Annotated in this window: 19 protein-coding genes; all 19 read right to left on the bottom strand. The window is 61.0% G+C overall.

All coding sequences use genetic code 11. The features are described 5' to 3' along the window. Positions 1-226 precede the first annotated feature (226 nt). The 19 genes from U6037_RS07720 to U6037_RS07630 all read right to left on the bottom strand — a co-directional run bounded on the left by U6037_RS07720 (position 227) and on the right by U6037_RS07630 (position 23,755). On the bottom strand, positions 227-493 hold the full coding sequence (locus U6037_RS07720; RefSeq protein WP_322846341.1) for a hypothetical protein: 267 nt from the start codon (positions 491-493) through the stop codon (positions 227-229). Continuing rightward, positions 490-1,779, bottom strand: a complete 1,290-nt coding sequence (locus U6037_RS07715) for a motility associated factor glycosyltransferase family protein (RefSeq protein WP_322846340.1) — start codon at positions 1,777-1,779, stop codon at positions 490-492. The genes U6037_RS07720 and U6037_RS07715 overlap by 4 nt, the downstream gene beginning before the upstream one ends. A gap of 90 nt (positions 1,780-1,869) precedes the next feature. Beyond that, positions 1,870-2,796 carry a ketoacyl-ACP synthase III gene (locus tag U6037_RS07710; protein WP_322846339.1) on the bottom strand — a complete coding sequence of 309 codons (927 nt, stop codon included), beginning with the start codon at positions 2,794-2,796 and terminating at the stop codon, positions 1,870-1,872. A gap of 226 nt (positions 2,797-3,022) precedes the next feature. After that, positions 3,023-4,075, bottom strand: a complete 1,053-nt coding sequence (pseI, locus tag U6037_RS07705; protein WP_322846338.1) for a pseudaminic acid synthase — start codon at positions 4,073-4,075, stop codon at positions 3,023-3,025. Then, complete coding sequence (gene pseG, locus U6037_RS07700) at positions 4,068-5,573, bottom strand: UDP-2,4-diacetamido-2,4,6-trideoxy-beta-L-altropyranose hydrolase (RefSeq protein WP_322846337.1); 1,506 nt, start codon at positions 5,571-5,573, stop codon at positions 4,068-4,070. Before pseG ends, pseI begins: the two co-directional genes overlap by 8 nt. After that, the gene (gene pseF, locus U6037_RS07695; protein ID WP_322846336.1) at positions 5,570-6,265 is read right to left on the bottom strand and encodes a pseudaminic acid cytidylyltransferase; all 696 of its coding nucleotides are present in this window, start codon (positions 6,263-6,265) and stop codon (positions 5,570-5,572) included. Before pseF ends, pseG begins: the two co-directional genes overlap by 4 nt. Next, complete coding sequence (locus tag U6037_RS07690; RefSeq protein ID WP_322846335.1) at positions 6,262-6,882, bottom strand: pseudaminic acid biosynthesis-associated methylase; 621 nt, start codon at positions 6,880-6,882, stop codon at positions 6,262-6,264. Before U6037_RS07690 ends, pseF begins: the two co-directional genes overlap by 4 nt. A gap of 31 nt (positions 6,883-6,913) precedes the next feature. Further along, entirely contained in the window at positions 6,914-8,071 is a 1,158-nt protein-coding gene (gene pseC, locus U6037_RS07685) for a UDP-4-amino-4,6-dideoxy-N-acetyl-beta-L-altrosamine transaminase (protein ID WP_322846334.1), read from the bottom strand. Beyond that, entirely contained in the window at positions 8,068-9,069 is a 1,002-nt protein-coding gene (gene pseB / locus U6037_RS07680; protein ID WP_322846333.1) for a UDP-N-acetylglucosamine 4,6-dehydratase (inverting), read from the bottom strand. The genes pseC and pseB overlap by 4 nt, the downstream gene beginning before the upstream one ends. A 30-nt stretch (positions 9,070-9,099) precedes the next feature. Beyond that, entirely contained in the window at positions 9,100-12,024 is a 2,925-nt protein-coding gene (locus U6037_RS07675; protein ID WP_322846332.1) for a TIGR00180 family glycosyltransferase, read from the bottom strand. A 49-nt stretch (positions 12,025-12,073) separates the two neighbouring features. Then, positions 12,074-12,802: a cephalosporin hydroxylase family protein gene (locus U6037_RS07670; protein WP_322846331.1), complete on the bottom strand. Its 729-nt coding sequence runs from the start codon at positions 12,800-12,802 to the stop codon at positions 12,074-12,076. A gap of 29 nt (positions 12,803-12,831) precedes the next feature. Beyond that, positions 12,832-13,497 (bottom strand): NeuD/PglB/VioB family sugar acetyltransferase, encoded by a 666-nt coding sequence (locus U6037_RS07665; RefSeq protein WP_322846330.1) that lies wholly within the window; start codon positions 13,495-13,497, stop codon positions 12,832-12,834. Continuing rightward, complete coding sequence (locus tag U6037_RS07660) at positions 13,494-14,615, bottom strand: DegT/DnrJ/EryC1/StrS family aminotransferase (RefSeq protein WP_322846329.1); 1,122 nt, start codon at positions 14,613-14,615, stop codon at positions 13,494-13,496. The genes U6037_RS07665 and U6037_RS07660 overlap by 4 nt, the downstream gene beginning before the upstream one ends. After that, positions 14,612-15,838: a class I SAM-dependent methyltransferase gene (locus U6037_RS07655; RefSeq protein ID WP_322846328.1), complete on the bottom strand. Its 1,227-nt coding sequence runs from the start codon at positions 15,836-15,838 to the stop codon at positions 14,612-14,614. Before U6037_RS07655 ends, U6037_RS07660 begins: the two co-directional genes overlap by 4 nt. Next, positions 15,835-16,395: a dTDP-4-dehydrorhamnose 3,5-epimerase family protein gene (locus U6037_RS07650; protein ID WP_116033117.1), complete on the bottom strand. Its 561-nt coding sequence runs from the start codon at positions 16,393-16,395 to the stop codon at positions 15,835-15,837. Before U6037_RS07650 ends, U6037_RS07655 begins: the two co-directional genes overlap by 4 nt. Then, positions 16,392-17,474 (bottom strand): CDP-glucose 4,6-dehydratase, encoded by a 1,083-nt coding sequence (rfbG, locus tag U6037_RS07645; RefSeq protein ID WP_322846327.1) that lies wholly within the window; start codon positions 17,472-17,474, stop codon positions 16,392-16,394. The genes U6037_RS07650 and rfbG overlap by 4 nt, the downstream gene beginning before the upstream one ends. After that, a complete protein-coding gene (gene rfbF, locus U6037_RS07640) occupies positions 17,456-18,229 on the bottom strand; it encodes a glucose-1-phosphate cytidylyltransferase (protein ID WP_016984278.1) in 774 nt (257 codons plus the stop codon). The genes rfbG and rfbF overlap by 19 nt, the downstream gene beginning before the upstream one ends. Positions 18,230-18,483: 254 nt before the next feature. After that, positions 18,484-22,077, bottom strand: coding sequence for a glycosyltransferase (locus U6037_RS07635; protein ID WP_322846326.1), 3,594 nt, complete (start codon positions 22,075-22,077; stop codon positions 18,484-18,486). A 109-nt stretch (positions 22,078-22,186) separates the two neighbouring features. Beyond that, positions 22,187-23,755, bottom strand: a complete 1,569-nt coding sequence (locus U6037_RS07630; RefSeq protein ID WP_322846325.1) for a flagellar hook-associated protein 3 — start codon at positions 23,753-23,755, stop codon at positions 22,187-22,189. Positions 23,756-23,762 lie beyond the last annotated feature (7 nt).

The following is a 23,762-nucleotide window of genomic DNA, read 5'->3' as shown; positions in this document are numbered from 1 at the left end:
TGGGTACTGCGGCTTCCGGCCCTGGCAACCGCCGGGTATGGCCTAGAGAACCTTCGTAATAGTTATCGTCGGGTTTGCAGGTTGCTTGAGGGCTTTTTGAAAAAATTTTGCCATCACCCTGCCACTCCCAAAAAAACAAGGGCTTAGCACGCCCCCACCCACGAAAAAATGACGCCATAAAACTGCCCGCACCATCAACCCCTGTGCCAGAGCCGTCGGTCCCCCTTCAGCGCTGCGCGCTTTCCAGCAATTCAATCAGTTCATACTCGATGAAATCGGCAAGCCCCAACCAATCCTGGCGTTCCTGACACGCCAGAATGTCGGTCAGGACCTGTGTCCACGACTGCTGGACATCCTCACTCGCGAGCGAAACCAAGCGCTGCGCCTCGTCGAACACCTCGACCATGATCAGCGCCGCTTCAACATCCCGCCCCAAACGAAACAAGCCGGCGCATTGCCGACATGCGCTGATGCACGTCACCTGCGCACTCATTGCACAAACTCCGGATTGAACTGCGCGCCCACGATCATCGCCCCTGCCCGACTGCTGTTAAAGAAGCTGACCTCTGGATGCCGCGCGATATAACGTTCCAGCACGCACAGGTAGCCACGAAAATTCAGCTGCGTCCTGACCCGTTCGCCATTGCCGTCATGGACCCAATGCCGCGCCTGCTCCAGGGCCGGGCCCAGGTCGCCATCGTCCCATCCGGCATGTGTCTTGTTCATCGGAAAGGCAAAGTCGGCGCCGAACAGGGTGATGCGCGTGCCGCCCATTTTCACCGCCAGGTCCACGGCGGGGTGAATCACGCTGCCGCCGGCATGCAATTCGGCGCGAGGGTGCTGCTCACGCAACGTGGCGTAGACCGGACTGGCGGTATACGCGCCATAGCGCTTGCCCTTCCAGGCCTTCAACACCTGGGGGGAACTCATGGGCAGGTACACCAGCGGGATGCCATCAGAGGCCTCGAAAGGCAGATGGCGAAAGCTGATGAGCTGGTCGATCGTCACCACCAGATCGGGGATGATCCCGTGCTGACGTAAAGGCCGATAAGCCGTGTCGACACAAATGAACAGCGGCCGCTCGGCCTGAGCGCGCACCGCCGCCAGCCGTTCAAAATGGCTTTCCAGGCTCGGGCCGGTGCCGATCACATAGATTTCGCGGCCGCTGCAGGTGCCAAACAATTGCGCCACGTCATCATCGGCAAGCAGCACCTCCTGGCTATCGCGCAGGCGCTGCTGGATCGCCGGCAATTGCGGATCGAACTCGCGATTGTTGAAACTCAGGTGAACTTCATTGACCAGCCGATCACGAATCTTCGCGCTGAAGTCATCGGCCAGGAGCATTTCGGCGGGCAGCGCAAAAAACGGCGTATAGATATCCGCATGATCGCCGGCATACATCAGTTCCACTCTTGGGTCTTCCAGCCATTGCCGCTGGTCGAGCAACTGCAGAACCAACGCAAATAGCGCGCCATTAAGGATGTGCACGTACAACCGCTCAAGATCGGCCCGCTCAAGCAACACCAACGGCAAGTCCCCAAGGCCGGTGCCGTAGACGTGCAACCGGGGCTTTTGCGGCAGACTGGCCGCCTGGACGCGGGCCTCGTGGATACGGCCGTGGCGACTGGTCAGTTGAATCCCGTCCACGCTCAGCGTAGAGCCCAGGCCTTGCACCAGTTCGGCTTGAATGGCCGAACTGTCTTCAGCCACCAATCGTGCAAACAGCGTCGGCCAGCGTTGCTGGATCACCTGGGCGTTGGCTTGGAAAAACTCGCTCATGTCGCCTCACACTCCCTTTCAGGCAAAAAAATAGCGCTCAAAGGTTAACCTTTGAGCGCTATTTTTGTATCTATAGCTTTTAAACCGGGTTCAAGGACGATAAATAATCGCCGAGCCCCACGACAGACCGACACCAAAACCGCTCAGCGCAATACGCTGCCAGTCGGAATCGAGCACGTGTTTTTCCAGCAGCAACGGAATGCTCGACGACACGGTGTTGCCGGTCTCGACCATGTCCTTGATGAACTTTTCCGGCTCGCCTTCGAAACGTCGCGCCACGGCATCGACAATTGCCGCGCTGCCCTGGTGAATGCAAAACGCATCAATGTCGTCAGCCTTGAGGCCCGAATCATCGAGCAGCTCATGCAGGTGCGCCGGTACTTTCAGCAATGCAAAGTTGAACACCTGACGACCGTTCATGAAGAACACGCCATCGGTGACTTTCAGGTGCGGAGCGCCGGAGCCGTCAGTGCCGAACTTGGCCTTGCCCAGCGCCCAGCTCGGATCTTCACCCATCCACGTTGCGGTGGCGGCATCGCCGAACAGCATGGTGGTGTTGCGGTCTTCCGGATCGACGATTTTCGAATACGGGTCAGCGGTGATCAGCAGGCCGTTCTTCAGGCCGGCGGCTTCCATGAAGCCCTTGATCGCATAGATGCCGTAGACGTAACCGGAGCAGCCCAGGGAAATGTCGAACGCCGCAACGTTGGTCGGCAGACCGAGTTTGTCCTGCACGATGGCGGCGGTGTGTGGCAGGCCTTCTTCATCACCGTTCTGGGTGACGACAATCAAGGCGTCGATCGATTCACGTTTCAGTCCAGGGTTGCTGGCAAACAGCGCATTGGCCGCTTCCACGCACAGATCGGAGGTTTCCTGTTCAGCGTCTTTGCGTGGCAGAAACGCCGAACCGATCTTGCCAAGGATGAATTCTTCATCCTTCTCGAATTTTGCACCTTGTGCGTAATTGTCCACGCCGGCTACAGGAACGTAGCTCGCAATGCTTTTTATGCCAATCATTACGGCTTCCCAATAAAAAACAGCCCAAGACCACCGCTCGCAAGGATTTCGAGGGGCGCCGACAAACAGAAAACGGCCGCCACAACGGGCAGCCACGGGGAGCGCAAAGGGCTATCACTGGAATCGAAAACGAGCCAGGCGCCATCTCCCCGATCAATACAATACAGTGAAGATGCGCGTTATGACTCGCAGGTCACGCTATTTTGCCGAATCGGTGCAGATCGGCTTATTCGACCAACGACCAGTCCAGCGGCGTGCCGCGCTTGATCGGCGCGCGGGCGCGGCGGCCGAGAACCGCGTCGGTGTGCTTGGGCGGCAGACCGAGGCCCGGGCGAATGGCGCGCAGATTGTCCCCGGTAAAGGTGTCACCGGCGGCCATGTCGGCGGTGACATACAGCGAGCGGCGATAGACCAGCGACTTGCGTTCGGCCTCTGTCACACCGTAATGCACCTGGCCCATGGCTTGCCAGGCGCGTTCGGTTTCCACCACCAGGCTGGCCATTTCCGCCGGCTCCAGAGAGAAACTGGCATCGACGCCGCCTGCTGAACGGTCGAGGGTGAAGTGCTTTTCCACCACCGTCGCACCGAGCGCCACGGCGGCCACCGATACGCCAACGCCCATCGAGTGATCCGACAGCCCCACTTCGCAGCCGAACAATTCGCGCAGATGGGGGATGGTTCTCACGTTGCTGTTGAGCGGCGTGGCCGGGTACGTGCTGGTGCACTTGAGCAGCACCAGATCCTTGCAACCGGCTTCGCGCGCGGCGCGCACGGCTTCATCCAGCTCGGCAATGCTGGCCATGCCGGTGGAAATGATCAGAGGTTTGCCAGTGGCGGCCACGCGGCGGATCAACGGCAAGTCAGTGTTTTCGAAACTGGCGATCTTGTAGGCCGGTACATCAAGGCTTTCGAGAAAGTCGACTGCGGTGTCATCGAACGGCGTGGAGAACGCAAGCATGCCCAACTCTTTGGCCCGGGCGAAAATCGGCGCATGCCATTCCCACGGCGTATGGGCCTTTTCATACAGATCATAAAGCGAAGTACCCGCCCACAGACTGCCCGGATCCTTGATGAAGAATTCGCCTTCCGACAAATCCAGCGTCATGGTTTCGGCGGTGTAGGTTTGCAGCTTCAGCGCATGCGCCCCGGCCTTGGCCGCCGCCTCGACAATTTGCAGGGCAACGTCCAGTGACTGGTTATGGTTGCCACTCATCTCGGCAATGATGAAGGGCGGCGCGTCGGCGCCGATCAAGCGGTTGCCGATCTTGAAACTAGTCATGCGGGTGGTCCTTCAAAACACGGGTGAACGCACAGGCACTCTGGGTGAACCCGGCGTCACGAAACACATTCAACGAGGGACGATTGTCCGGCAATACCTGAGCGGTGATGACCGTCAGTTGCGGCCAGTGCGCGGCAACAAATGCCTCGCCACGGGCCAATAGCGCCCTGCCCCACCCCAGCCCCATCCGCCGTTCGAGCAGGTAGATCGAGACTTCGGCTGCAAACCCGCGCAGGTCATACCGCACAACGCCGACCGCGCCGTCGTCCGCCTCGGCGATCAGCAGCAGGCGCTGTGGATTGCGTAAACTCGCCGTCAGCCAGTTCAGGTGCTGCGGCCAGTCGATCACGCCGCTGTCCAGCGACCAGCGCCGTACCGCTTCGGCATTGCGTCCATCGAACAGCAACTGCGCATCGTCCAGGGTCGCCGCACGCACCTTGAGCACCGCACCGGCCAGTGCCGCCGCGACACGCTCGGCACCGCGGCCGTCGACCAGTTGTCGCGAGCGCTCCGCCAGACTATGGCGCAAATAATGATTGCCGGTGACAAAGCCGATGGCATCGCGCAACTGCTCGACACTGACCTGCTCACGAGCGCCCATGAACACATGCGCGCCGGCTGCCGCCATGACTTCGCCGTTGCGCTGCTGATTGTTCGACACGGCAATACAGATCGTCGGCAGCCCCATTGCCGCCCGTTCCCAACTGGTGCCGCCCCCGGCGCCGATAAACAGATCAGCCTCGGTCATGCGCTGGTAGAAGTCGCTGACAAAACTGTGCAGACGCCAGTTCGGCCGTGTCTCGGCCAGGGCCTGCATCTGCGCCCATGCCGGATTGTCGGCGCCAGCGACGAAGTCCACCTGCAACTCGGTAAAATCGGCCAGCGCGAGCATCGCGTGATGGGTTTGCCGCGCGGCATCGAAACCGCCGAAGTTGACCAATACGCGCTGGGCCCGGGGTTTGATCTCGATGGCCGGGCAGCGGAATTCTTCACGCAACAGGGCATAGCGTGGGCCGAGCAAGGTACGGCACCCGTCAGGCAACAGCGGCTGATAATGTTCGTGCAGCCCCGAGAGATTCTGATTGAGCAACAGATCGACGCTGTAGCGCCGCGTGGCAAGATCATCCACTGCCGCAATCCGTGGCGCCCACTGCCGAGCAGCCGTTTGCCAATGGTGATCGAGGCCGTAGTGGTCAACGATAATCCAGTCAAACTCGGCCTGACCTCCAAGCTGCATGCCCAACGCGTCAATGTCGGCCTGCCACGGCAGCATCGATTCGATGGCTTGCTGCGGGTCTTCAGCGGCATAGCGCTCGGGCAGCGCAAATGTCTCGAAGCCTTCGGCGCGCAAGGCATCCAGGCGATGGCCTGGCAGACAGCGGCAGGCAAACGCGACGTGGCTGCCCTGCCCGCGCAACACGCGCGCCAGTGTCAGACAGCGGGCAATGTGGCCGCTGCCGATGGTGGGCGAGGCGTCGGCACGAATCAAAACTCTCATTGCAACTCTCCACCGGCCTTGAGCGCGGCGTAAAGGTATTCGGCGCGTTTCCAGTCTTCAAGGGTGTCGATGTCCTGCACCAGATGACGGGGCAGAATCACCGGCAGGCTGGCGGGCGAATAGAGCACTTCGCCACGCAACCACGCCTCACTGCGCCCCCAGTAAAACTGGCCGGCGTCCTGAAAGGCTTCGGGCAGGTCCTGGGAGCGGGTCTGGCGAAATTCGGGATACAAAGCAGTCAAGGCGCCCTGCGCATCCAGTGTCAGTGCACGCTGTACCGGAAAACCAAAACCGCACACGGAGAACGCGAAGGACTTGTCCGGGCGTTGCTCCAGCAACTCGATGCCGTGGCGCAGATAACGTGCCTGCAACAGCGGCGCCGTGGCGTACACGCAACAGGCGTACTCGAAGGCCGGCAGCTGCTGCAAGGCGTGCACGATCACCGCCGCGGTGCCGGTGAAGTCATCGGCCAGCGCCGCCGGACGCATGAAGGGCACCTGCGCACCGTGCGCTCGCGCCACCTCAGCAATCTCGGCATCGTCGGTGCTGACCACCACCTGCTCGAACAAACCTGAATCCAGCGCCGTGCGGATCGAACGGACCAGCATCGGCACGCCATCAAACGGCAAGAGATTCTTGCGCGCAATGCGTTTGCTGCCACCACGGGCCGGGATAATTGCGACGTTGCTCAAGGGCGTTTTTCCAGCAGAAACCAGGTGATATCGTCCACAGGAAACTGCGGATCGCGGTGATAGACAAAACCATAATCCAGCAACTGCAGATCGGCATAACGATCAAGCATTTCGCCGGCGAAATCACGCTTGAACAGCTTGCCGCTGTTGCCACGATAAGACACTTCCACCGGCACCGGATTGTAATACTCGGCGATCAGGATGTAGCGCTGGCTCAACTCATACAACTGCGCATAAGCCGTCGGCAACAGCTCCGGAGCCAGGTGGATCAGCACGCCTTTGCTCAACGTCAGGTCGTAACGGCGTTCACGCGGAAAATCGAACAGCGAGCCCTGCCAGATCCGGGCAGTGCCCAACGTCCGTGCCTGCGCACAGGCGTTGTCGTTGATCTCGACACCGAACAGCTCGCAGCGTGGCAGCAGTTGATGCAACGCCTGCAAATTGTTGCCGGCGCTGGTGCCCAGCTCTAGCAGACTCTCGATGCCTGCGGCGCGGCTCAGCGCTTTGGCAAACAACGCCAGGTTGGCCGCCACCAGCGGTTGCCCGACATTGCGCTCGACGTACCGGTTACCGAAGTCGCCCTGCCAGAACTGTTCCTGCTCACTCAAAGGACGCATTGCAGATACTCATCCGGTGCCACCGCGGCAGTTATTCGGTCAGCCGACGCAATTGCTCGACCACGTAATCCTGTTGTTCATCGCTCAACAGTGGAAACAGCGGCAGGCTGATCGCCTCGGCGTAATACCGCTCGGCTTCGGGGAAATCGCCCTCGGCGAATCCCAGGTCGCGATAATAAGGCTGCAGATGCACAGGAATGTAGTGCAGATTCACGCCAATACCGGCACTGCGCAAGCCTTCAAACACCTGACGGTGACTGAGGCTGATGCGATCGGTCTGCAAGCGAATCACATACAGATGCCAGGCCGACTCTGCCTCAGGCTGAAGGCTGGGCAACGTCACCGGCAAATACGCCAGCAGACGATCGTAACGCGCCGCCAGTTCGCGACGCCGGGCGATGAAGTCGTCGAGTTTGCCCAGTTGCGACAAACCCAGCGCAGCCTGCAGATCGGTGATCCGGTAATTGAAACCCAGCTCGATCTGCTCGTAGTACCACGGACCGTGGCTCGGCTCGCTCATCTGCTGCGGATCGCGGGTCATGCCGTGGCAGCGCAGGCGTCGCAGGCGCTCGGCCAGCTCCGGGCGATGGGTCAAGACCATACCGCCCTCGGCGCTGGTGATGATCTTCACCGGGTGGAAACTGAACACCGTCATCGCCGCGAATTGGCCACAGCCCACCGGACGTCCGGCATAGGACGCACCGACCGCGTGCGACGCATCTTCGATCACCGTGAAGTTGTAGCGCTCGGCCAGCTCGGCAATTCTGCGCATGTCGCAGCTCTGCCCGGAGAACGCCACCGCCACCAGCACTTTCGGCAAGGCGCCGTCCTGCTCGGCCTGCTCGAGTTTCGCGGCGAGGGCGAAGGCATCGAGGTTCCAGGTCAGCGGATCGATGTCGACAAAATCAACCTCGGCACCGCAATAACGTCCACAGTTGGCCGAGGCGAGAAAGGTGTTGGGCGTCGTCCACAACCGATCACCCGGCCCCAGGCCTGCCGCCAGGCAAGCAATGTGCAGCGCCGCCGTGGCGTTGCACACCGCGACGGCGAAGTCGGCCTGGCAACGCTCGGCCATCGCCTGCTCGAAACGCTCGATGCTCGGCCCCTGGGTCAGCCAGTCCGACTGCAGCACGTCGACGACGGCGTCGATGTCTGCCTGATCGACGCTTTGCCGACCGTAGGGAATCATACCGAGAGCTTCGCGTGCAGGTCGGCGATCTGCCCGACCGAGAGGAAATGCGGATTGGTGTCGGAGCGGTATTCGAAATCTTCGCTCACGGCGCGCCCCTGCTCGCCAAGATTGTCGACGGCAAAATCGACATCGACGCTGGTAAAGCGAATCGACGGCTGGATGGTGTAGTGATCCGCAAACTCGAGGGTCATCCGCGCATCGTCCAGCGGCACCATCAGCTCATGCAGTTTTTCACCGGGACGAATGCCGACGTTCTTGTGCGGCAGATGTTCAGCCATGCCACGCGCCAGATCGACGATGCGGATCGACGGAATCTTCGGCACGAACACTTCACCACCGTGCATGCGCGCAAAGCTGTCGAGCACAAATTGCACGCCGTGGTCGAGGGTGATCCAGAAGCGTGTCATGCGCGCGTCGGTGATCGGCAACTCCTGCGCGCCGTCGGCGATCATCTGGCTGAAGAACGGCACCACGGAACCGCGCGAACCGGCCACATTGCCGTAACGCACCACGGCAAACCGGGTTGGCTGCTCGCCGGCAATGTTGTTGGCGGCGACGAACAACTTGTCCGAGAGCAACTTGGTCGCGCCGTACAGGTTGATCGGGCTGGCTGCCTTGTCAGTGGACAACGCGACGACTTTTTTCACGCCGTTGTCGATGGCGGCGGCGATGATGTTCTCCGCGCCATTGACGTTGGTGCGAATGCATTCGGTCGGGTTGTATTCCGCCGCCGGCACTTGCTTCAGCGCGGCGGCATGCACGACGTAGTCGATGCCGCGCATGGCCTGACGCAGACGATCGGCATCGCGCACGTCACCGATGAAGTAACGCATGCACGGCGCGTTGAACGTCTGCTGCATTTCATACTGCTTCAGTTCATCACGGGAAAACACCACCACGCGCTTGGGCTGGTATTGCTCCAGCAGGCGGGCGATGAATTTGCGCCCGAACGAGCCGGTGCCGCCGGAGATGAAAATCGATTTACCGTTGAACATGTCTGAATTCCTGTGTCCTGTTCGCCAGGCTTAGCCGAGCAATTGCGCCCAATTGATCGGGGCACTTTCACCCAGGGTAAAACCTTTGCCGGTCAGCGCCAGGTTGGCGTTATACGCCGGATCCTGGGCAAACGCCGCGCTCCACTTCTCACGCAATGCCGCCAAGGCTTCAGGGGCTTGCGGCAACTCGCCGGTGTGCAAGACCTGCACCAGCGGCGTCCACACGGTGAGGTAACCGGCCTGCCCGGCCTTGAGGCACAGATCGACATCGCTGAAGCCAGCGGCGAAGGTCACGTCGTCCAGGCCGCCCAGCGCGTCGAACAAGTCCTTGCGCACCATCAGGCACGCCTTCGACACCGCCGAATAGTTCTGCTCGACCGCCAGGCGCTGCATGTAACCCTCGTTAGCGTGTTTCTCACCGATGAAGGCCGAAGCCACCCCGTCGTTCAACCCGAGAATCAAACCTGCCTGAGAGATCTTGCCATCGCGGTCCACCAGTTTGGCACCGACGATGCCGACTTCAGGACGCTGGGCGTGATTGAGCAACGACTCGATCCAGTTCGGGTTGACCACTTCGCTGTCGGTGGCCAGCAGCACCAGATATTCGCCCTGCGCCTGCTCGCTGGCCGCGTTGCACAGTGCCACTTGATCGAGCGGGCGATCAGCATGCAGTACCCGCACTTTGCCGTTGTGCAGCGTTGCCAACCAGTCGTTGACCTCGGCCGACGAGTTCGGGTTGACCGCAATCAACAGCTCATAGCGGGTGTAACGGGTTCTGAGCAGCACGCCATCCAGGCAGCGTTTCAAGGCGGCAAGATCGTCGCCAGCGGCGACAATCACCGAGACCAGCGGCCGCTCGGCATGACGATAGTCAATCTGCCAGGTGCCAGGCTGCGTCGAAGTGACCTGAGCCTTGTAACCACGATTGCCCAAGTGGCGCAGCAGCGCCTGACGTTCGTGAGGGTTTTCTTCCAGCACCGGCGCCCGGGTGATCAGCAAGGGCTCATCGAGATGGGCCAGACCGTCGAGGCCACCCTCCTCGATGATGCGCAGCAGCACATCCAGCTCCAGCGCCTTGCTGAAATCGGCCTGATAACCGCCGAGCCCTGTCAGCACTTCGCGACGAATCAACCAGTGCCGAGCCATCAGTGACGGAACGCTTTGCAGCAGGTCCAGGTTGAAGCCCGGGCGGAACATATCCACCAGCGCCCCGTTTTCCTGGCGCTGGATTTCATCGGTGGCAACCGCCCGCACACCTGGCGCAGCCATCAGTTCCAGGCCGGCACGCAACAGGCCGGCAGCCGTGAATTCTTCACCCGCCTCAACCAGCAGCAGCCAGTCGCAGGTCGATTGATTAACGCTCTGGTTGAGCTTGTCGACGAAGTTGCCTTGGGTCACTCGCACAAAGTGCAGGGTATTTTGTGCCGTGGTTGCAGCCGGCGGCTCACCCGTGGTGAATACCACGACCTTGAAGGCTTTGCTGTGGCCTTCGAGCAAGCTGTCCAGAGAGATTTGCAACTTGTCGATGTCGTTGTCCAGATCGAGCAGAAAGATGCCGAACTGCGGACCACCGGCATTGTCTGCCAGGTGACGGGCAATCGCCGCGGCCTGCTCGGTATCCGGCGCACGCGCGGCGAGCCACTCGAGCAGGCGGCCGGTGAGCATTTTGGCGAATGTCGGCTGATGCCCTTCGAGCAACACCGCGTCCAGACGCGCGACCCAATCGCGCAGCACTGGCGCGTCGTCTTCCTCGTCCAGCGGTTGCAATTGCACGAGCAGTTGCTTGATCACCGCGCGATTGAACACGTTGGCGTCGTGCGCCTGCCACAAGCGGTCGAGCACGCTTTCCGGGGTGTCATTGTTGCGTGCCAGCATCAGGCTCTGCTGGCGAGCCCAAATGCCTTCCAGCTCTTTGAGCTGAACGCGTCCGGCCGGCATCGCGTGCAACAGAAATTCGAATTGCGTCAGTTGATCGAAAAACACCTGGTTATAGAAAGGCATTTCCACGTATTGCTTCGGCCCGAACCGACGCTGCGGGCCGGTCTCGATATCGATCCAGGTCGACTCGAAGATCAACTCGGCGGTGAGTGCCCGGTAGGTCCGCAGGCTTTCGGCCAGCGTGGCAAAACTCTTCAGCGCAAACTGTTTGCCCTGCTCTGGATCCTGATGCTGGAGCTGGGTCGGCAATGACACGAGGAACTCGGCAAACGCTTCGCGCCCGGCCACGCTCTTGCCATCCATATAGGCCAGGGTGTGATAGATCTCGGTGTTGTGATCGGACTGCTCGTAGTTGATTTCGCGCACGACATACGGGATCGGCAGAATCCGCACCTTGCCCCGGGCCAGCATGTAAAAGGTGTGACCGACTTCCTGCCACTGGAAGATCGTGTCTTGCGGCATGGCCGCATACCAGTCGCGCAAGATCGCCGTACGCTGCACGGCATAGAACGGCGGCAGGTACTGTTGCATGTAATCGAGCAAGCGCTCCTCGGCCTGATCGGCCGAGTAGTCTTCGCAGACTTTCTTGTCACGGCGGTAGTAATTGACGCTGTTGGCCAATGCCAGATACATCAGGCTGTAGCCATGACACAGGCTGTAATCAGGGTTGGCATCCATGAATGCCACGGCTTCGTACAAGGCATCATGCACAAGGAAGTCATCGTCGGCGGCAAACACCATGTAAGGCGTTTGCAGCTGCTCGACACCGTAAGCCAGCTTGGCGCGAATCCCCCAGTAGCCGAACTGCGGCAAGTGCTGATAATCCACGCGGGTGAATTCCTCGGGAATGCCCTTCAGCGCCACCGCCGATGAATCGAGCACCAGAATTCTGCACGGCAGGCTGCTGTAAAAGCGAATGGCTCTAAGCAGAAACGCCGGGCGTTCGTGAGAGATCAGCACAACGGTCAACTGTTCGTTGAGTGCCAGATCGGTTCCTGAAGTGTTCTTGCCTTGCATATATTCCCCACAAACGGCGCGTCGCCGAAAACTCATCGTTGTTTGTCGATTAACGCACGCGACGCAGATAACCATCCGGCGCGACTGTGATCAGCAATTTGCTGTGGATCGACTGATCGATCTCGAAATCGCGGTTCTCTTCCAGATAGGCCCATACCGCTGTTTTCGGGTTGTCACCCTTGCCCCATGGACGATCCGGGAACGCATCGGCCGGCATGTCTTCAACGACGGTGTCCATGACCACGCAATAGCTGCCCACCGACACCAGTGGTGCGTACAGGCGCAGCTCTTCGAGGACGTGCTCGTGGGTGTGGTTGGAGTCCAGCACCACCAGCACTTTTTTGCCCTGCACGCGCTCGCGCACTTGATCGACGATGCTGCTATCGATGCTCGAACCCTGGATCATGCTGATGCGTTTGAACATCGGGTGCGCTTCGATGGCTTCGCGGTTGTGCTCGCGGATATCGATGTCGATGCCCAGTACTTCGCCGTGACCGATCAGTTCCAGGATCGAGGCATAAAACACCAGCGAACCGCCGTGAGCGATGCCCGTCTCGACGATCACGTCCGGACGCAGGTTCCAGATGATTTCCTGCATCGCGACCATGTCCTGCGGGAACTGAATGATCGGCCGGCCCATCCAGCTGAAGTTGTAGGTGTACTTGTGTCTGGCCGTGGTGCCAACCCAGTCCAGGGACTCGGTTTGCAGGGCCTTGTCGTTCTGCAGGCCTTCGATGTTGGCTTTTACTTCTTCGCGAAACTGTTCATGCGGATTCATTGCAACTCTCCAAAAATTCGGGAAACGACTTACCTGAACACCCTGGCGTCCGGGTAAGGCACTGCGTTGGTCTTGATGATCCTGGCGGGATTGCCCACCACGACCGAAAAATCCGGAACATCTTTGGTCACGACCGCACCGGCACCGATGGTCACCCAGCGACCGATGCGCAGGCGCGGCAGGATCGTGGCGTTGGTGCCGATAAAGGTCCCGTCACCGATTTCCACGCAACCGGCGATACACACCCCCGGCGCCATGAACACCGAGTGGCCGATCTGCCCTTCATGCCCCACGACACTGCCGGCGCTGATGCTGGTGTTGTCGCCCAGTGTCACCTCGGCCTGCAGCAGCACGCCTTCCTGCAGATAACTGCCCTGCCCCATGCGAATCATGCTGAGGTCGATACCCGGATGAACGAACTGGCCAAGACGTGCACCGGCGTCCACCAGCTGACAGGTGGTTTCGTAGCGTAACCGGGTACTGCCGGTGATCAGATTGACGAAGCGCACATCCTCGCCATTGAGTTCGCCGACACGTTCGCAACCACCGAGCACCGGCACTCCGTAGAACAGCGTGCCGTGCTTGCGCGGATCGTTGTCGAGGAAGGCGAATTCGACGTTCGGCGTACTGCGCTTGACGGCGTGCAGCATGCGCACCGCTTCCGGGTTGGCAGCCCCCAGCAGATACAGCTTCACACTGTGTGCCCGCGAGCCAGCAGATCCAGCACCACTTGCACCACACGCTGTTGGTCAGCGTCGGTCATGTCGTGATAGCTCGGCAGGTTGAAGGCGCGCTCGGGCAAGGCAAACGCCAGCGGCGTGTCGACCTCGTATTCGCTGAACATCGGCAGCGACGACAGCGGCCAGAAAAACACCCGGGCATCGATGTCGGCGGCCTGGAAGGCGGCAATCATTTGCTCGCGGTGGATGCCAGTGTCGGCATCAAACACCACGGTCGGCATCCAGTAACCATTGCGCGCATGGCCCGGTTCGGGATTGAGCGACACACCCGGTACGCCTTCGAGTGCCCGCGCGTAGTTGGCAAAAATCGCCCGTTTGCGCTCAATCAACTCGTCGATTCGCTCGACCTGGGCGCAGCCGACGGCGGCCTGCAGGTTGCTCATCTTGTATTTGAAACCGACAAACTCCGGCCAGAACTGCTTGGTGCAACCCGCCACACGGCCATGGTTGGACAGGGTCAGAACACGCTCATACAAGGCCTTGTCCGAGGTGACGAACATGCCGCCCTCACCGGTGGTCATGGTCTTGGTGCCATGAAACGAAAAAGCGCCGAAAGCCCCCAGCGAGCCGGCCGCTTTGCCGCGCCATTGCGAGCCAATGGCTTCCGCCGCGTCTTCGATCACCGGGATGCCGAACTCGTTGCCGATGGCGAGCAGCGCGTCCATGTCGCACAGGTTGCCGTACAAATGCACGGCGAGAATCGCCTTGGTGCGCGGGGTGATCGCTTTTCTGACCTGTTGCGGATCCAGGCACCAGCTGTCCGCCAGGACATCGACGAACACCGGCGTAGCGCCCAGGTAAGTGATCGGTGCCGCCGAGGCGATCCAGTTGGTGTTGGCCAGGATAACTTCGTCGCCAGCGCCGACACCCAGCGCGGCCATGCCCATGTGCAGCGCGCCGGTGCAACTGGACGTGGCAATGGCGTAGGTGGCGCCCAGATGCTCGGCAAAGCCGTGCTCGAAACGTGTCAGGTATTCGTAGCAACGCGCGCCCCAACCGTTCTGCACGGCGTCCAGGGCGTATTGCGCTTCGAGTTCGCCAACGCTGGGTTTGGTGTAATGAATTCTGCTCATTGGATGATCAACTCCGGAACGGCGACGACAAAGCGTGCGCCCCATGCCTTGGCCGCAGACAGCTGCTGCTTCACTTCGCTCAACAGGTTCCACGGCAACACCAGAATGTAGTCCGGCTGCTCCTGGGCAATCCGCTCAGGCGCAACAATCGGAATGCGGCTGCCCGGCAAACACTTGCCCTGTTTGTGCGGGTTGGCATCGGCTACCCAGGCCAACAGGTCCGGTTTGACCCCGGCGTAGTTGAGCAAGGTATTGCCCTTGGCCGCCGCGCCGTAACCGACCACACGTTTGCCGTCAGCCTTGGCCTGCAACAAAAAGCGCAGCAGCTGATGCTTGATGCGTTCAGCGGCGGGCGCGAGGGTCGTGTAGTACTCGGCGGTTTTCACCCCGGCATCCAGTTCGGCCTGCAACTGTTGCTGCACCGCAGCCTGCACCGGGCGACGCTCGCCGTCCCTGCGCTGCACGAACACGCGCAACGATCCGCCGTGGGTGCTCAACTGGCTGACGTCGAACACTTCCAGGCCATTGCGCTCGCACAGCGTCTGCACGGCAGTCAGCGACAGGTAGGAATAATGTTCGTGGTAGAGCGTGTCGAACTGCGCGCCCGCCATCAGCGTCAGCAGTTGCGGGAATTCGAAAGTGGCCACGCCGGTTGGCTTGAGCAACGTCGCGAAGCCACCGAGGAAATCGTTGATGTCCGGTACATGCGCGAGCACGTTGTTGGCCGCCATCAAATCGGCGCCCCAACCTTCGCTTTTCAATTGCGCAGCCGTGTTGCGACCGAAGAACAACTCACGAATCTGCAGACCTTTCGCGCGCGCCGCTTGCGCGGTGCTGCGCGTCGGCTCGACGCCCAGGCACGGAATGCCGCGAGCGGCCACGTACTGCAGCAGATAACCGTCGTTGGCGGCGACTTCAACCACACGGCTGTCAGCGGTCAGGCCAAAGCGCTCGACCATCTCGGCAACATAGCACTCGGCATGGGCCAGCCAGGTGCTGGAGAACGAACTGAAGTAGGCGTATTCAGCATCGAACAAACTGTCGGCGCTGGTGTAATCCTCGGTCTGTACCAGCCAGCATTGCTGACACACCGCAACCTTCAACGGCACCCATTGCTCGGCCTGTTCCAGGCGATCGGCGTGCACGTAGGCGTTGGACGGCGGCGAGGTGCCGAGGTCGATCAGCGGCAGGCTCAGCGGTGCGGCGCACCCACGGCAGTTCATAGACGCACTCCAGCAAAGTGTTGATCGAGCGCGGGATGGCTGGAATCACGCGCTGACAAATTATTGACAGGCAACGGCCAGGCAATCGCCAGCCGTGGATCGTTCACCGACAGACCGCCCTCATGCTCCGGCGCGTAATCGGCGCTGTGCAGGTAGAGCAATTCGGCGTCTTCGGTCAGGGTCTGGAAACCGTGGGCGAAGCCGGCCGGAATCAGCAGGCTGCGTCCGTCGCCAGCCTTGAGGTGCTCGGCGTGCCAGTGCAAAAACGTTTCTGAATCGGGGCGCAAATCCACCGCCACATCCCACACTTCACCGCGCAGGCAGGTGATCAGTTTGGCTTCCGGGGCGTTGCCATTCTGATAATGCAGACCGCGCACACTGCCCTTCTCGCGGGTGCAGGAATGGTTGATCTGACGGATATGGAATTCGCTGCCAAACGCACTCAGGCTGCCTTCGCAAAACAGCCGAGCGAAGTGCCCGCGCTGATCTTCGAAACGTTTGTGCTGGACGCTGAACAACCCGGCCAGCGGCAACGCCTTCAGGGAAAACTCGCTCACAGCGCGCCTCGGTACAGGTTCAGTTGGCCGAGGGTGACGCTGCGCATGTCATCGCCGTTCTGCCACGCCAGGTGCCAGTCGAGGGTCTGGGTCAGGCATGCCTGCAAGGTCCAGCGTGGCTGCCAGCCAAGCACTTGGCGCGCGCGACTGCTGTCCAGGCGCAACAGGCCAGCCTCGTGCAATTCGCTTTTTTCGATGCGCAGACCACGCGCTTGCGGCCAGCGGCTGGCGAGCAATTCGACCACTTCGCCAACGCTGCACATGTCCGCTTCACCAGGACCGAAGTTCCACGCCCCGGCGTATTCCGGGCCTTGCTCGTAGAGGCCGGCGGCCAGTTGCAGGTAACCGGCCAGCGGTTCCAGCGCGTGCTGCCATGGGCGCACGGCTTGCGGATAGCGCAGGGTCACCGGTTCGTCTGCGGTCCAGGCTTTGAGCACGTCGGGAATCAGTCGCTCAGGGGCAAAATCACCGCCGCCCAGGACGTTGCCGGCACGCGCGGTGGCCAAGGCCAGACCGTGCTCGGCGTACTTGTCGGCCGGGAAGAACGACGCGGCATACGACTGTGCGAGCAGTTCACAGCAGGCCTTGCTGCTGCTGTAAGGATCGTGGCCACCGAGCGCTTCGTCTTCGCGGTAGGGCCACAGCCATTCCTTGTTGGCGTAGACCTTGTCGGTGGTCACCAGCACGCAGGCGCGCACGCAACCGACCTGACGAATCGCTTCGAGCAGGTTCAGCGTGCCCATGACGTTGCTGGAATAAGTGCCGAGTGGGTCGCGATAGCCTTCGCGCACCAGTGGCTGAGCGGCCAGGTGCAGAACGATTTCCGGCTCGGTGTCGGCGATGATTTCCAGGAGAGCGCCAAGATCACGCAGATCACCGCGCTGATCGTTGATGCCTTCGTGCACACGCGCCAGTTCGAACAGGCTCGGCTCGGTCGACGGATCCAGGGAAAAGCCGCTGACTTGCGCGCCGAGGCTTTGCAGCCACAGGGTCAGCCAACTGCCTTTGAAACCGGTGTGTCCGGTAACGAGGACGCGTTTGCCGCGCCAGAAATCCGCACTCAGTCCCATTGCTTCCATGGGGCCTCCCCGCTCTGCCACAGGGCTTCGAGATGGTTCTTGTCGCGCAGGGTGTCCATGGGCTGCCAGAAACCGTCGTGCTGAAACGCCATCAACTCACCGCGTGCGGCCAAGCCGTCCAGCGGGCCGGACTCCCACGACGTCGAATCGCCTTCGATCAGCGGCAGGACCTTGGGCGACAGCACGAAAAAGCCGCCGTTGATCCAGCCACCGTCGCCGCGTGGCTTCTCGGTGAAACCCAGCACCCGGTCACCTTCGCGATCCAGCGCGCCGTAGCGGCCCGGCGGTTGCACGGCGGTGACGGTGGCCAGTTTGCCGTGAGTCAGGTGGAAATCGACCAACGCGCTGATGTTCAAATCGGAAACGCCGTCGCCATAGGTGAAGCAGAAGGCTTCTTCATTTTCCAGATAGCGCGCGGCTCGCCCCAGGCGGCCACCGGTCATGGTCTCTTCACCGGTATCGATCAGCGTCACGCGCCATGGCTCGCTGTAATTCTGGTGAACGTCCATGCGGTTTTCGCGCATGTCGAAGGTCACGTCGGAGGTGTGCAGGAAGTAGTTGGCGAAGAAGTCCTTGATCGCGTACCCCTTGTAGCCCAGGCAAATCACGAAGTCGTGAATCCCGTGGGCGGAGTACTGCTTCATGATGTGCCAGAGAATTGGCTTGCCGCCAATCTCGATCATCGGCTTGGGCTTGAGGTGCGACTCTTCACTGATGCGCGTGCCCAGACCACCCGCCAAAATAACTGCCTTCATCCTCTCCCCTCTCGTTCGTCACAGGGCTGCGCGTCGCTTTCTTGAGCGTTGCGGCCTTCTGGCTAAACCTTTCTGCCGTTTCGGGCGCGGGGGCAATGACCGCGAGCGCTCGTTTTATGGCGATTTGAGGGGGACTTGCAGGAAACGCGCCAGCTCGGTGCGCTACGTGTCGCAGGACGTGCAGCCATGAAAAAAGGGATGAATCCGTCACGGACTCATCCCTTTCATCGAGCTGTTTCAACCATTGGAACCTGTCAGTCCGCCAGCCAGCCATTTTCCCAGTAGCGCAGGTTATCGCCACGCAGCACGTAATCGCGCAGCACCACCTCACGCAACTCGTCGCCCATGCGGTAGCTGGCATCAGGATCGGCCAGGTGCATGCGAATCGCCTGCAGCCACTCATCGGTGGTGTTGGTCTTGACCCGCGTGCACGGCAGGTAGCCGCGATAGGCTTCGGTGTCAGTGCAGATCACCGGGTATCCGCAAGCGCCGTACTCGAGCAGCCGCAGGTTGCTCTTGCAGTCATTGAAGATGTGGAACTCCAGCGGTGCGAGGGCCAGATCGAGGTTGAGGCTGGCCAGTTTCGCCGGATACACGTCGAGCGGGATCACACCGTGGAACTCGTGCATGTACGGACGCAAGTCATCCGGGCACATGCCGAAAAACACCCAGTCGACTTCATTGGCCAGTTCGCGAACCACCTCGGCGATCACCGCCAGGTCGCCGTGGTGGCTGGTGCCACCGCCCCAGCCGACCCGTGGTTTCTTCGACGTGCGCCGCTGGCTGCGCAGGTGGCTCCAGAGGTTTTTCGCGAGCATGTTCGGCACCACACGAATGTCGTGGTGCATGTCCGACAACGCATTGGCCAGGGGTTGAGTCGACACGACCACCCGATCACAGAGGCCGATCGCTCGACGCACCATACGTTCCATGTCCTGCTTGCTCGGCATGTTGCGGATGTGGGCATTGCGATGAGGAACGTCGATGACATAGTCATCCAGTTCAAAAATACGCCGGGCGCTGAAGTACTTCTTCAGCGGCGGAATTTCATCGATGGCGTGCTCCGAGTAGCGGCCCTGCAGCACGATCACGTCGGGGGCCTGACGCTCGATTTCGACGATCGACGGCAAGCCGTAGCAGATGCGCCCCTCGACCCGGTTGGCCGCCTCCAGTTCGATCATCGGCTGGCTCATGCGGTAATGGCCGATGGCAGAAGCGTTGATCGGCACCACGAGCACGTTGGGCAGACTCGACCTGGAAAACGCACTCCAGCCGGTCAGCAGACCCGGTTCGAGGCTAAAGTTGCTGGCCCCGATCCCTTGTAGCGCAAGGTTGACGTTGTAGGCCGGATCGCGCGCAATCTGCGGCAGCCAGCGCTGGTAAAACGCATCCTGCTCGCGCTCGTGCTGTTGTTGCTCTTCGCTGGTTGCCACGGCGACCGGGCGCGTGCCCACCGCCAGCCGGGCATGCGGATTCCACACCACCAGATAACCTTCGCGACCGACCCGCAGGCACAGATCGACGACGTTGTACGCGACCTTCAAGTGCTGCTCGTCGAGCCCCGCGACTTCCTCGAAGACCGACTTGCGAACCATCAGGCAGTCACCGCCGACAGCGCTCAGATCCTGCACCGCCTGCAGCCGGAACATATAGCCCTCCGATTGCATCGGTTGACCAAAGAACGGCAACCCGGCCGGCCCCTGCAAACCGAGAATCAGGCCGGCATGCAACACCCCGCCGTCCGGGTCGTACAACTTGGCGCCGACCACCCCGACTTCGGGGCGCTGCGCATGATTGAGCAATTCGTCGAGCCAATCGGCTTGAGTGATCACCGCAAAGGCATTGAGCAGCAAGACATACTCGCCGCGCGCCTGGCTCACGGCAAAGTTGTGAATGGCGGCGGGGTTGTGCTTTTGCGGGTAGCGCAACACACGAATCAGGTCACTGCCCAACTGTTCCATGCCGTCGAGCCAGGTCAGCGCCTCGGCGCTTTCGCTGCCGCTGTCGACCAAGAGAATTTCGTACTCGGTATAAGCGGTCTTTTCCAGCAGCGTTTCGACACAACGCTGCAAGGCCGCCGTCTGATCCTGAGCGACGATGATCACCGACACCAACGGGCGTCGGGCATGGCGATAATCGACCCGATTGAGCAGCTCACTGCCCTCGCGTCGCGTCTCGTAGGCAATCCCCAAGCGCTGCAGATGCGCATCGAGCACCCGCGGATTCTGTTCCAGGACACCCGGGTCGGTGAGCCATTGGGACAGATCGAATTTCGATTCAAGCAACACTTCGGCGATGTGCCCGATCACTTGAGTGCCATCGCTCTCGACCATGCGCCAGAGCAGGTCGTGAGGCGCCAGTTGTGCAAAGTCAGACGTCAGGCCGCCCAGTGCCAGCGCCCGCTCGCGCTTGAACGCCAGCGCCCGCCCGACGTAGGGATAGCTGCGCATGAGGTCGAGGTTGAAATCCGGCTTGAACGCAGGCTCTGCCGACTCACCACTGCGCAGACTGCCTTCGTCGCTGTACAGGCAGGTGAACGACCGCGAATGCGCGATACGGTCCGCCATGATCAGCAACGCCGTGGCCACCGGCCGATCACCCGGTTGCAGCAGGTAGAACCAGTCGGCGCCTTCCAGTTGCGGCAGCAAGCTATTGAGCTGCGCAAGACCGTCGTCTTGCAGCGGCAGGCGGAACACGCGCCCATCCAGCTCCGCTTCAGCACAGGACGCGGACAGGACCAGCACCAGTTCCGCCGGGTAATCCTGATTGGCGAGGGCCTCCAGGGTGCGCTCGACACCATCGCGACTGCCTTTGGCATCGATGATGATCGGCACGATCCGCGGCTGGTGCGACCAACCGGCGATGGTTTCCGGCAGCAACTTGCGCTGGCCTTCGGTCAGCACCCGGCACGCCAGCCATTGCGCATAGAGTTCGCCAAAACTCAGGCTATCGACCCCGACGCCACACTCCTGACGGCTCTGCCGGGAACCCAGGGTACGGCTCAGCGGCAGTTCTTCCCAGATTCTCGGCGACTCATCAGCCCTTGCCAACGGGATATAGCGTACCCAGCCTGGCGCGGGCGCCGACTCACCGTTGCGGACCTTGAGCATTTGCGAGAGCCACTCGCGCTCGATATCCATTGCGTCCTTCATCGGTTGCTGCGCACTCAGCCGCTCTGGATAAAGACGCTCGGCGCTCAGCACGTTGTTGGACACCGCCAGGTTGCCGCGTCGCAGCAGGCAGATATACAAGGCGAAATCCAGGCTCGCGACGAAGCCGCCGCCCTCCTCCGTCAATGCCGGCAGCAGCTCGGCGACGTCCGCGCGGCGAAACAGCGCGTTGCTGAATCCGCCCAGAACATTGACCGGGAATTTTTCAAAGATCGCCAGTAAATCGTCGCCCTTGAACAGACCACTGACCGGCGACAGCGAGGTGTTTTCCAGACGCGCAGGCAGGATGATGTCGTTCGCGTCCCAGAGCAGTCGCTGCGCCAGCACCAGGCTGACTTCTGCACGACGCATCTCTTGCGCCTGCTGCTCGATACAGGCGGAATAGAGCAAATCATCGTCACACAGAAACTTGATGAACTCGCCCTGCGCATGATCCAGGCAGGCTTTCAGATTGCCGACCAGGCCCAACGTGCGCGGGTTACGCACATAGCGCACGGCAACGCCTGTCTGCGCGCTGACATTCGAGACAGTGCTTTCGATCTCGACGCCACGACTGTCATCGCAAACGATGACCTCCAGATGGCCATAGCCCTGGCCGACAGCGCTACGCAAGGCTCGCTCGAAAAAGCGTGGGTTGAAGGCGGGAATGACAAGGCTAACGAGAGGGAGTGAATTCACGGCGGGCTCACAGGCGGTACGAGCCCGCTCGGTAAAGCGAGCCCTGGAAACCGCTAAAAAACATTACTTGAAGGATGGAGCAAACGGGCGCTCACGCGCCCGTTAACCGTCAGATCTTGTTGAACAGACCCAACTGGCTGATCTTGCTGAACGCCAGTTGCGCGGCTTGCAACATGGTCTGCTGCAGGGTCAGGCGGGTCATGACTTCGGCGGGATCCGAATCACGGATCGAGCCCTGGGTCGTGGTGTTCGCCGTACTCAGGCTCAGGTTAGTCGCGGTTTGCATTTCCAGCGCTTGGCCACGGGCACCAATGGTGGTGACAGAGGCGCCAATCTGGTTGGTAGCGGCGTCGATGTTGCCGAGCCCCGACTCCATGACACCCTGAAACTTCTGCTTGGCAACATCATCACCGTCGATCGGCGTATTCAATGCCGTAATCATCTGGCCCAGCGTGTCGAGCACGTTCTGGGTCTGGTGATTGTTCGGCTGGATCGAGAACTGATCGCCAGCGGCCGGAGTGTTGCCCAGCGCGAAAGTCACGCCCGCAGCGGTCGCGTTGCCGCCAGCCACGGTGCCGGACGACACGGGTTTGCTGTCCGCAGTGACTGGCGCCGCATACAGATCGAACGCCGTCGCGCTGGTGAACTTGAGCACCGCGCCGCCTTGCGGGAAGGCGTTTGTATAGGCCGACTGGTCGGTGATGGTCGAACCGGTAATCACCGCAGTAGACGGGTTACCCGGGCTGCGCGCGGTGGTGAACGAGTCAGGCTGGGTCGACAGCTGGAAGCTGTGCCCGGCAATGACCGCGTCCGGGTTGGTGTCCCCCGCTTTCAGGTTGATGTTCAGCTTCAGGTCGACGCCACGGAAACTGACCGACTGGTTGGTGCCGGTGGTGTTGACGATCGCGCCATTCTGGCTGGCTTCGGCCGTCACGTCGTTACCCAGCGCATCGGTGATTTGCAGTTGGGTGCTGCTGACGAAGCTGACGGTGTACGGCTGACCACCGGAGAACTTGGAGTTGTAGGTGGCAACATTGCCAACGGTACCGCTGGACAGCACGACACGGCCGTCATCCACTGCTGGAGCCGTCATATTGGTGCTGGTGCGGCCGGTGTTGATGGTCTGCTGAAAGGCATCCCAACCGGTGGTGTTGGTACCGACCGTCATACCGTCGCCGATGCCCAGGTTGATCGTGGTCTGGTCACCGTTGTAGGTGTAAGTGCCGTCGGCATTCTGCGAGTACGGCGCGGTATCGGTCTTCGAACCGGAGAACATGTAGTTGCCGTTGGCATCCTTGGAGTTCATCAGGCCCAGCACTTGTTGCTGGATCTGACTCAGTTCCGAAGCGTAAGCCTGGCGATCCTTGTCGGTGCGCGTGCCGGTGTTGGCGGCCAGGGCGAGCTCCTTGGCACGCGCCAGTGCGGTGGTGATGGAATCCAGCGTGGACTCCTGCACATTCAACGAATTTGTGGTGGAGTCGACGTTGGTCTTGTACTGATCCAGCATCGCGGCCTGCTGGCCCAGTTGCAGCAAACGCCCGGCGCCGATCGGATCATCGGACGCATTGGTGATGCGTTGCAGGCTGCTCGCCTCACTGGCGGTAGCGACCGCCTTGTTGAAGTTACGCTGATAGTCCGACGCTTGCGTGCCGTAATACTGGGCGGTGGAAATGCGCATGAATTAC

This window comes from Pseudomonas sp. B33.4, from assembly GCF_034555375.1.
In the GTDB taxonomy this organism is placed as follows: domain Bacteria; phylum Pseudomonadota; class Gammaproteobacteria; order Pseudomonadales; family Pseudomonadaceae; genus Aquipseudomonas.
The sequence above is the reverse complement of the archived record's forward strand: the minus strand, read 5'-3'. Positions and strand labels throughout refer to the sequence as shown.

Coding starts and splice junctions, on each gene's coding strand:
- U6037_RS07630 (WP_322846325.1), bottom strand. CDS start 23,755: ATGCGCATTTCCACCGCCCAGTATTACGGCACGCAAGCGTCGGACTAT.
- U6037_RS07690 (WP_322846335.1), bottom strand. CDS start 6,882: ATGCGTCCTTTGAGTGAGCAGGAACAGTTCTGGCAGGGCGACTTCGGT.
- pseC (WP_322846334.1), bottom strand. CDS start 8,071: ATGATTCCCTACGGTCGGCAAAGCGTCGATCAGGCAGACATCGACGCC.
- U6037_RS07675 (WP_322846332.1), bottom strand. CDS start 12,024: ATGCAAGGCAAGAACACTTCAGGAACCGATCTGGCACTCAACGAACAG.
- U6037_RS07720 (WP_322846341.1), bottom strand. CDS start 493: ATGAGTGCGCAGGTGACGTGCATCAGCGCATGTCGGCAATGCGCCGGC.
- U6037_RS07655 (WP_322846328.1), bottom strand. CDS start 15,838: ATGAACTGCCGTGGGTGCGCCGCACCGCTGAGCCTGCCGCTGATCGAC.
- pseI (WP_322846338.1), bottom strand. CDS start 4,075: ATGACTAGTTTCAAGATCGGCAACCGCTTGATCGGCGCCGACGCGCCG.
- U6037_RS07715 (WP_322846340.1), bottom strand. CDS start 1,779: ATGAGCGAGTTTTTCCAAGCCAACGCCCAGGTGATCCAGCAACGCTGG.
- rfbF (WP_016984278.1), bottom strand. CDS start 18,229: ATGAAGGCAGTTATTTTGGCGGGTGGTCTGGGCACGCGCATCAGTGAA.
- pseG (WP_322846337.1), bottom strand. CDS start 5,573: ATGAGAGTTTTGATTCGTGCCGACGCCTCGCCCACCATCGGCAGCGGC.
- pseB (WP_322846333.1), bottom strand. CDS start 9,069: ATGTTCAACGGTAAATCGATTTTCATCTCCGGCGGCACCGGCTCGTTC.
- U6037_RS07660 (WP_322846329.1), bottom strand. CDS start 14,615: ATGAGCAGAATTCATTACACCAAACCCAGCGTTGGCGAACTCGAAGCG.
- U6037_RS07670 (WP_322846331.1), bottom strand. CDS start 12,802: ATGAATCCGCATGAACAGTTTCGCGAAGAAGTAAAAGCCAACATCGAA.
- U6037_RS07710 (WP_322846339.1), bottom strand. CDS start 2,796: ATGATTGGCATAAAAAGCATTGCGAGCTACGTTCCTGTAGCCGGCGTG.
- rfbG (WP_322846327.1), bottom strand. CDS start 17,474: ATGGAAGCAATGGGACTGAGTGCGGATTTCTGGCGCGGCAAACGCGTC.